Genomic DNA, 9556 nt, shown 5'->3' with positions numbered 1-9556 from the left:
GTCGCAATCCACACCGAACCCAGAGGCCCTCGCCTCGTTCAAGGACCACTCAAGGCGTGTCGCCTGTCACCAACGTCCCGGGACAGCACACCTAGCCCCCTGATGGAGCCGAACAGCCCGGGTGGCAACGGCCGTTCACGCAGGGGAGCGACGACCGTGAGATCGACAGCTCACGCCGTCACTCGCGGTCACTGTCACTCACTCCGTTCCGGAATGAACGAATTTCCGTTCAACGTAGGACTGTTGAAGCAGCTACGGAGACCGACGGTGGACGTGCCGCCGAGCCGACATCACGTTCGGTGACGCCGGCCATGGCTTGGGGCCGCGGTGATCGCCCCGTCACCCTCGTCGACACCCGAACGGACCTCTGACGGTCCTCCCCGCGCGTCAACCGGACCACCCGGCATGACACTCGGACCAAGGGGCCTGAGGCGATTTGTGCCGATACAGGCCCAGCATCGCCACCCGCATCGGAGGTCAGTTCATGCTTCGCGTCACCGTCCAGATCTTCTCCGGCCGACCCAACCCCACCTGGGTCGTCACCGATGAGGACGCCGCTGGAACCCTGCTGGAAACCGTCGCCCAGGCGGCGGGCGACACGATCGGACTGCCCGGTGCCGGGTACGACGGTCTCGGCTACCGGGAGGTGGTGGTCACCTCGGCGTCCGACGACATGACTGCCTGGCCCGAGCGGCTGCCGCAGACCTTCGCGCTCGGCACCATCGCGGCGGCCGACCCCTCGCGTTCCGGGGAGCTGGCCCGCCGGCTCATCGCCGACATGCCCCAGTACGGCGATGTCGCGCTGGTCGAGCACGCTCTGACCCCGGTCGACACGCAGACCCGGGACTTCGTCCTGGAGCAGCTCGACACCTTCTTCGAGAACCCCCCCGCCTGGAACCGCGTCATGCAGGCTCCTCCGCAGCCCCCGGAGCAGTCCAGCATCCAGGAGCAGGAGGCCACGGAGACCTGCTGGTACGAGGTGAGCCAGTTCAACCCGGACTTCTGGAACCGGCCGGAGGTGCGGCCCCACAACAACTGCTACAACTACGCCCGCAACCACCGCACCGACACCTTCGCCCAGCCCGGCCGGGCACACGGCGCCCAGACCAGCAACATGGCCTGCGCCAGCGTCACCAAGGCCGCCCTCGCCGACGGGCTGGTGCACCGGTACCACTGCCTGCCGGACTCGGAGAAACCGCGCCGGCTGATGGCCCTGGCCATCTGGCCCGGCTGGGACTACCACTGGTACCGGGAGCACAAGGGTGACTTCTGGGGGCACAAGCCCGGAAGCACCGCGGCCCGCAACTACGACAACCGCGGCGCGCTCATCACCAACCCCGAGACCTGCGACCGCGGTGGTTACACCGACTTCTGCGGCTACTTCTACGCGGGCAAGTCCGTGGTCATCAACTGAGAAGCCGGCGCGTAGGGGATCTCGGAGCCACGGAGACCGATGTGATCGTCGAGCTGGACGTGTTCAGCGGCCGCCCCAACCCACGCTGGCGACTGGACGACGAGGCGAGGGCGGCCTTCCACCGGCTGATGGCCGGGCTCGAACCGGCGGCGGCCCCCGCGGCCAAGCAGCCCGGCCTGGGCTACCGAGGCTTCGTGGTGATGGACGGCGACCAGACCTACCGGATCTTCGGTGGTCTGGTCGCCACCGGTGACAGCGTCCTCGCCGACTCCGCGAGGACGCTGGAACGCTGGCTGCTGGCCGGACTGCCAGGACGGTACGAGGCGCTGCGGCCCATGGTCATCCGGACGATGGCGGACGGCTGACCGACCGAGATTCGTGATCGAAGACGTAGTCGAGGGAGCAAGCATGCACGACAGGATCGCCTCGGACCGCCCGAGTCCGTCCGACATCGGGTTCGCACCGCCGCCCCTCACCGCCGGTACGGGCGCGCTGCCCTTGGCGGAGCCCGTCGAGACGGGCGAGAACCTGGGCTCAGGAGAAGGGACGCCGGTTCGGGAACGGCCCACAGCCGAGATTTACGGCCATGACAATCATCCCGAGGCGACTCCTCTCCCTCCGTTCGCGGCCCCCGGCGTCGGCCTCCAGCAGGGCTGCTACCAGCTGACCATCCGCCCCACGTCCGCGCTGGTGTCGTACTGGGGAACTCTGCGGGTGGAGCGGAGAGGCAGCAGCACCACTGCGAGCGGGGACCTCTACCGCTTTCTCAACCTCCCGCTTCCGCCGCAGACCAACGGGCACGCGGGAGCGGCCGAGGCGGGCCACTCACCGGCGGTCCTCGCCAGCCTCGACCCCACGGCACTGGGGCGCCCCGAGATTCCCATCCACCCGAGGAACAAGTACTACTCCTACCTGAAGGTGACCGGGATCCGGCAGAGTCCGCCGCTCCCGCCCGGACCTCACCTGGTGACACTCACCGTCGAGGAGTACCGCTACACCCAGCCCTCGCTGGGCTCGTTCAACGGCACGTTCCCGGCCGGCCCCAGCCGTACGTTCACGATGGTGCTGCACCCCGTGCCCACCCCTCCGGTCCTCGGCGGGCCCACGTTCGAGGGGAGCCTGATGGAGGCGGGGACGCCCCGGGCGACCGTCGCCCTGCGGTGGATCTCTCCCCACTTCCGGCGTGCCACGGTGGAGGTGGACACCCTGACCGGTGCGGTCGCGCCCCAGCCGACGCCCGACGCGTCCGGCGCCGGAACGGAGGACATCCGCACGGTGTTCGCCTCCGCCAACTGGGACGTGACGGTCGAGTACGACCAGACCGAAATTCCCGTGCCCGACGGCGTCACCAGTACGACCTGCTGGAGCCATGCCGACCTGCACCAGCTCATGCAGGCGGTGCGCAAACCGACGACCGACCTCGACAAGGAATGGCGGTTGCACCTCGTCGTCGTACCCGCGCGACTCGGCTGCGGCCGTGGCGTGATGTACGACACGGTCGATGTGCCGAGAGAGGGCGTGGCCAGCTTCTGCGACGACGGCTACCCCTCGACCGAGTCCGCCTTCTTCGGTTCCGCGGCGGACCAGCGGCAGCGTGACGTGTCGCGGGCGTTCCTGCGGAGCGCCTGCCATGAACTGGGGCATGGCTTCAACCAGGTCCACCAGGAGCAGGAGGGGGGCGCCGACAACTCCATCATGACGACGACGCCCAGCGTCGCGAACGTGCTGGGCGGCCCTCCCGGAGTCTTTCCCACGGACATCGTCCTGGCGTTCAACGAACACGTCCGGCACCACCTGATCCACTGGCCGGACGTGGCCGTACGCCCCGGTGGGCTGACCTTCGGCTCAGGGCACAGCACGAGCGTCCCTTCCCCGGACCGGCTCTTCTTCAGCCCCGACGAACTCCACCTGAAGCTGGAGGTGGGCCACGACAAGATCGACCTGGGCGAACCGCTGCGCCTCTCGTGGACGCTGTCCAACCGGACGCGCCTGCCCATCCCCGTGCCCTCCGACCTCGGTATCGAGGCACAGCACGCGTTCATCAGGATCACCGGCCCCCAGGGGCGGCAGAAGACACTGCGCTCGATGGTGATCCGCACGGACCACGTGGCCCTGAAGCCCCTGGAGGCGAACGGCGACCGGGGCGCCGAGGCCAGGGTGTACTGGGACTCGGACGGATTCGCCTTCTCCGCGCCGGGTCGTCACCTCGTCGAGGTCGAACTCCTCTGGGCCCAGGGCACGGTTCCTGTCGGGGCGAGAGCGACCGCTGACGTATGGGTGAACTACCCCCAGTCCCGCACGGACAACGACGTCGCCGCCACCCTTCTCCACCCCGAGGTCGGAATGTACGTGGCCCTGGGCGGCGCCGCGCACCTGCGGGAGGCCGTCAACCGCCTCGACTCCGTCGCGCGCCTGGCCGGGTTCGAGAACCAGCCGGAACCGGGCGCGCTGCGGGGCTACGAGGGCATCACGCCCGACGTCCTGGCGCACCGCTGACGTGATCGAGTAGCTCATGGCATCCGGTGTGCGCCTGCGGGGCAGCGTCCTTCTGGAACGGGCCAAATGGTGTTCGGTGACGGGGATGGTTGCGTCTTCTCCGACCTCACGGGCTCGATTTCCGTGATCGCCCATGAACTGGGGCACGGGGTGACCGCAATGGTGTCGAAAATGGCTGGCTCCGCCAGGCCGGTGACCATTTCACCCATCGCAGGATCATGGTGTGAGCTGCCCCACCTACCCATCATTGCACTTTCCGGGATCGACGCCACATCGCGTTTCGCTGGTGCGGAAGGGCCTTAAAGTTTACGCCTTCACATAACGCACCCAGCGGCCAATTCGCGGCCCCTTCTCATTTCCAGACCGACCGTCAGCTCCGCCTGATGCTGTGTGCGGCCTCTCAGGCGGTGTGAAAAAATTGAAGGTAGTTCTTGAGAAGCCCGGTTGCCTTAACCGAAGGCGGGGGCTTCGAACGGAGGTGAGAAACATGGCGGCCACTGATCCAAAAGCCACCCACGGAATGCTGGTGGTCGGGGAGGAGACGGCGTACCTCTCTCACTTGCCCATGTTCATGCGACCTCACGACTTCCAGGTCCTGCTCGAGGCCGCCTTCACCAACGACGCGGGCGACGCGCAGCAGGTGTACATCGACGACCGGCGGACGACCGGGACAGCCGTATACACGCTGAAACCCGAACGCTTCGTCCTGACCGAGCTCGTCGGCACAGACGGGCAACCCGCACGCACGTCGTTCACCGGCACCCTGTTCCGCGGCCACTTCGAACGCGGCGGAACGAAACTCCTTGACCCGGTGACGGTCGACGTACGACACGTCGTTCACTTCCGGCGGTTCGACCACCACGCCGTCCGCCCATCGGACTTGACCTACCTGGCCTTCGGCAAGGGTGACGAGCGGTTCCTCGCGCACCTCGTCACCATGCCCCCGGACTTCGACCACGTCGTCGCGATGCGGCAGGCCCCCGGTGCCCCGCGTACCGAGCTCACCGACGAAGTGCTGCGGAAAGGGCCGGCTCTCACGATCGTCGCGAGGCCCGACGGCCCGGACGACAGACTGCGAGAGGGCGACCAGGTCACGGCGGGCTTCGTCGGCGAGGGGCCGGCCGGAAGCGACCTGCGGCTCGTCACGGGGCGGGAGTTCTACCTCGAGGAAGGGGAGCTGGCAGCAGGGGAGCACTCACACTGAAACCCGGCGTCACGGCTCGTCGTGCCGGCCTTCACGACCCGAGGCGCACACCGCGACTGCGCAGGGGGGTGGATATATCCTGAAAAGGTGAGGATTGCGCCCCCTGAAACATGTGCAGGAGCGATGTCATGGGCCTCCTTCCGGCTGAGATCAAGGTCAACGTCGAGGGCGATGTGCCCGGTGCGCTGTCGGCTCTCGGGAGTTCGCGGGGTGTGCTGACATCGCGCCGGATCTGGCTCGCCGAAGACCGGGAGGGGGCCGCCGAGGGGCGGGTCCGGTTGTTGGACAACGGCGTGATCGTGCGCTTCAGACTGGGCGGTGCATCAGAGGATCTGACGGTCAAGCTGCGTCCGTGCGATCAAGAGCAGCTGGTCGGCCGGTTCTCCGACGCCTTCGAAGCGGGACCCTTCACCTACCGGATCGAGGAGGACTGGTCGAAGAAGGGCCGCGTGCTGGCAGCATCTCTGGTACGCGACTGCCCTCCTGGGACGCTTGGCGACGCGGTGGAGCAGGGAGCCGATGCCGCCGCGGCGACGGACGCGCTGCAGGAGCAGTTCCTGCATGCCTGTGCGCCCTCCGTCCCGCTCGACGGGTTGGTCGCGCTGGGGCCAATCCTGTCGACGAAGATCGAGGACGTCCCGCTCGACGACCTGAAGGCCGATCTGGAGGTGTGGTCGGTGACCGGTCTGGAGTTCCTGGAGGTCTCGATCCGGGTGAAACCCAAGGACGAGGACGACCGGGAGACGTTCACGGCACGGGCCGAGCGCAAGCAGCGGAAACTCCAGGAGGCGGTACGGGAACGAGGGGTGCCCCTCTCCGAGCACCCCGAGAACAAGACCCGCCGCGTACTCACCGCCTTGGTGGCGGCCGCCGGCCGACTCGTCTGACCGGTAGGCACAGCCGATCAACTGACCAACCGATCAGAGACACGCTCTAGCCGTCGAGCGCGGCGACCAGCAGGGCGACGGCGGCCAGGTCCGGCACGTCGCGCAGGTAGGTGACGGCCTGGTCGGCCGCGAACTCGCGCTGTGCCGCGGTCACTTCGGGGTCGACGGCCGTCTCGGCCTGCACATGGACGTAGTTGAGTGCCGTGGCGAAGAGCGTCGAGAACGACTCCGGGCCGGTGATGACGGCCGGGCCCCCGGCACCGCGGTAGGCCCGCGCGAGCCGCCGGGCGGATTCGATGTTCACGTCGTTGCCGCCCGACCAGACGTAGAGGGCCCGCGCGAACTCCCGTTCCGCCGCGATGGGCCCGGCGTTGTCCCAGTCGAGGAGGACGGGCCCGGCGGGGCCGACCAGGACGTTCTGGGGCTGGAGGTCGAGGTGCGAGGTGACCAGGTCGCCCGGTGCCGATGGCGTGACCCAGTGCGCGAGCGGGGGAGCGGAGGTGGCGACGAAGCCGCTGAGCTCCTCCGACCAGGGCAGGCCGGCGTCCCGCACCTTCTTGAGCACGTCCTCCCACTCGGCGTCGTCAGGACACCGCTCGTACCAGTCGCCCGGGGTGCCGACGGCGCCCTCACCGGCCTGGTGCAGCAACGCCATGGTCCGGCCGAACCAGTCCAGCACGTCCGGGTCGGAGGCGTCCGCCCGGGTGCCGTCGACCCAGTCGTACAGCTTCACCCAGGAGGTGCCGCCCGGGGAGTCGAGGCGGGAGACGTACGCGCCGTGCCGGTCGGGGTGGAGCCGGGGCGAGGCGATGCCGAGGCGTTCCGCGGAGTCCCGTAAGGCGGCCTCGCGGCGTACTTGGGCTTCGTCGCAGCCGAAGAGGAGCTCCTTCACGGCCCAGGAGGAGCCGTTCCCGGACAGTTTCCAGATCTGGCCCAGGGCGCCCCGGGTGACGGGCGTCATCGTCCAGGGGCCGGTACCGAGCGCGTAGATCCCGGCTATCGAGCCGGCGGTGTCACGCATGGGGGGTCCTCTCCTCGCGGGGCCAGGTCAGAAGCAGGGCGTGCAGGGCGTCGATGGCCCGGTCCCAGGACGCCTGTACGTCACGGGGCGCGCCGAAGGCGCCGTTGGACTCCAGGGCGCAGTAGCCGTGGAAGGTGCTGCGCAGCAGGCGCACGGCGTCGGTGAGGTCGGGTTCCTCCAGGCCGTAGGCGCGGAGCATGCCGTAGGTGACCTCGGCCGTGCGGCGCATCGCGGGGGAGTCGGCGAGGAGGTCCTGGTCGACGGGGATCTGGGTCGCCGCGTACCGGCCGGGGTGCTCGAGGGCATAGGCCCGGTAGGCACCGGCGAAGGCGGCGAGGGTGTCCCGGCCGGCTTCCCGCCCCTCGACCGCCGCCGCGATCCGGTCGATCATCTCGCCGCCCGCGAACAGGGCCAGGCGGGTACGGAGGTCCTTGAGGTTCCGGACGTGGGTGTACAGGCTGGCGTCCTTCACGCCGAAGCGCCGCGCCAGGGCGGACAGGGTGACACGCTCGAAGCCGGCCTCGTCGGCGAGGTCGGCTGCGGCCGCGACGAGGCGGTCGGGGGTGAGGCCGGCTCTGGGCATGGGAGTTTTGGGGGATACCTCTCGAGAGGGCCACGACGGTGATGCGGCGTCGGTGTGCAGGTCCCACAGACGCACGGTGATCGTAGCCTGACGCCCATCGGTTGCAGTGCCCATGACCAGGGCGGAAAATGAGAACCGTACGCACAGCGCACCGGGAATCCACATGGACCGAGCCGATCTCGCAGCGGTGTTCTATGGGGAAGGACCCGTACCTGTCCTCTGGGCCACCTACTGCCCCGTCCACTTCGACGTGTGGCTGGCGTTCGCCGAGCCGCCGCGGCCGTCCTCGGAGGGACGGCAGGACCTGATCCTCGCGATCCGTGAGGAGTACGGCGTCGAGCGCGTCCTGGAACGCTTCCAGAGCCGCGGGCTGATGGAGAAGTGCCGGCCGATCGCCGCCGGCAGCTTCGTGGCGGCGCGGTTGACCCTGAAGGAACTCGTCGGCGACCTGCTGCCGCTGACCAGCCTCGCCGGCGCGGTGCGGGTCGCCCACGAACTCGCCCGGACCGGCGGCGCGGACGGCATCGAGGCGGCCCTCGCCGGGCACGTCAGGACCCCGGCCACCAGCGAGATCCACGACAGCATGGAGCGCCGGCAGGAGCGCGGCCGCCATCTCACCTGGTTCCTGCGGCTGCTGCACCGCGTCGTGGAGAACGCGCGGCCGGATCTGGCCCGGAGCGAGACGCGGGACCAGGAGGTGACCGGCGTACTCGTCGACATGCTGGGCGAGGTCGTCGTGGACACCACCCCGGTGCGCGGGCCGCACACACCCGTCGGGCGTGTGGCCGACCGCAGGCAGAAGTACCCGATCGTGTCCGTGACGACGAACCGGCCGGCGACCCGCGCCGTCGTACGGTCCCGACGGACGATCAAGGCCGACGCGGCGGAGCAGGTCTTCTCGGTCGACACCGCCACCATCGGATGGGCGGTGGTCGACAGCGGCATCGACGCGCGGCACCCCGCCTTCCACGACTGGGACACCACCGGCCCGACGCCGCAGCCGCTGGAGACGCGCATCGCCCGCTCCTTCGACTTCACCGGCGTACGGGAAAAGCTCTCCGCCGACGTCCTCGTGGGCGGCCTCGTCAACTGGGCGGCCGCCCTGCCGTCCGTCGAGACCACCCCGGCCCCGGGACAGCCCGCCCGGCCACCGCCCGGCGACCAGCACGGCACCCACATCGCCGGCATCATCGGCGGCTGGTGGCCGGAGCTGGACTTCCGGGGCATCTGCCCGCGCATCCGGCTCTACGACTTCCGGGTCCTCGACGACGAGGGCGGCGGCGACGAGTTCTCCATCGTCACCGCGCTCCAGGCGATCCGTCACATCAACGAGCAGGCCGGGCGGTTCATCGTCGCCGGGGTCAACATCAGCCTGTCGGTCCCGCACGACGTCGCCAGCCACTCCACCGGGTGGACTCCCGTGTGCGTGGAGTGCGACCGCCTGACCCGGTCGGGCGTCGTGGTCGTCACCGCGGCCGGCAACGCGGGGTTCACCGGCGGCACCGCGCACACCGTGGGCGCCGACTACCGGGACATCAGCATCTCCGACCCCGGCAACGCGGACTCCGTCATCACCGTCGGCTCCACCCACCGCAGCAACCCGCACCGCCACGGCGTCAGCTACTTCTCCAGCCGGGGACCCACCGGCGACGGGCGGCTCAAGCCCGACCTGGTGGCGCCCGGGGAGGACATCGACGGCCCCATCCCCGGCGAGGGCATCTCCGCCATGCACGGGACCAGCCAGGCGGCGGCCCATGTCAGCGGCGCCGCCGCCATGCTGCTCGCCCGCCACCGGGAGTTGCTCGGCCGCCCGGAACGCGTGAAGGAGATCCTCTGCGCCACCGCGACCGACCTCGCCCGCGAACGCCACTTCCAGGGCCATGGGCTCGTCGACGTGCTGCGCGCCGTGCAGTCCGTCTGACGGGCCGAACCACCAGCCAGGCAGGTTGAC

The 9556-nt window shown here is 69.5% G+C and carries 9 protein-coding genes; 7 read left to right on the top strand and 2 right to left on the bottom strand.

The window, feature by feature from the left end; translation table 11 throughout:
- Positions 1–484 precede the first annotated feature (484 nt).
- The 6 genes from AC07DF_RS40090 (at position 485) to AC07DF_RS40065 (ending at position 6001) form a co-directional block, all read left to right on the top strand.
- Positions 485–1414, top strand: a complete 930-nt coding sequence (locus tag AC07DF_RS40090; RefSeq protein ID WP_478982312.1) for a hypothetical protein — start codon at positions 485–487, stop codon at positions 1412–1414.
- A 41-nt stretch (positions 1415–1455) separates the two neighbouring features.
- Positions 1456–1779, top strand: coding sequence for a hypothetical protein (locus AC07DF_RS40085; RefSeq protein WP_478982310.1), 324 nt, complete (start codon positions 1456–1458; stop codon positions 1777–1779).
- A 43-nt stretch (positions 1780–1822) separates the two neighbouring features.
- Positions 1823–3910, top strand: coding sequence for a hypothetical protein (locus AC07DF_RS40080; protein WP_478982308.1), 2088 nt, complete (start codon positions 1823–1825; stop codon positions 3908–3910).
- Positions 3911–3976: 66 nt separating this feature from the next.
- Positions 3977–4213, top strand: a complete 237-nt coding sequence (locus AC07DF_RS40075) for a hypothetical protein (protein ID WP_478982306.1) — start codon at positions 3977–3979, stop codon at positions 4211–4213.
- A gap of 115 nt (positions 4214–4328) precedes the next feature.
- Complete coding sequence (locus AC07DF_RS40070) at positions 4329–5114, top strand: hypothetical protein (RefSeq protein ID WP_478982304.1); 786 nt, start codon at positions 4329–4331, stop codon at positions 5112–5114.
- Positions 5115–5242: 128 nt separating this feature from the next.
- On the top strand, positions 5243–6001 hold the full coding sequence (locus tag AC07DF_RS40065; protein WP_478982302.1) for a hypothetical protein: 759 nt from the start codon (positions 5243–5245) through the stop codon (positions 5999–6001).
- Positions 6002–6047: 46 nt separating this feature from the next.
- Here AC07DF_RS40065 and AC07DF_RS40060 read toward each other — a convergent pair whose 3' ends face one another.
- Both AC07DF_RS40060 and AC07DF_RS40055 read right to left on the bottom strand, forming a co-directional pair.
- Positions 6048–7022, bottom strand: a complete 975-nt coding sequence (locus AC07DF_RS40060) for a phosphotransferase enzyme family protein (RefSeq protein ID WP_478982300.1) — start codon at positions 7020–7022, stop codon at positions 6048–6050.
- Complete coding sequence (locus AC07DF_RS40055; protein WP_478982298.1) at positions 7015–7605, bottom strand: TetR/AcrR family transcriptional regulator; 591 nt, start codon at positions 7603–7605, stop codon at positions 7015–7017. Before AC07DF_RS40055 ends, AC07DF_RS40060 begins: the two co-directional genes overlap by 8 nt.
- Before the next feature lie 163 nt (positions 7606–7768).
- On the opposite strand from AC07DF_RS40055, the gene AC07DF_RS40050 reads away from it, so the two are divergent.
- A complete protein-coding gene (locus tag AC07DF_RS40050) occupies positions 7769–9526 on the top strand; it encodes a S8 family serine peptidase (protein WP_478982296.1) in 1758 nt (585 codons plus the stop codon).
- Positions 9527–9556 lie beyond the last annotated feature (30 nt).

It is taken from the genome of Streptomyces sp. NPDC044719 (assembly GCF_056433405.1).
This window is presented reverse-complemented; position numbering and strand designations above follow the sequence as displayed.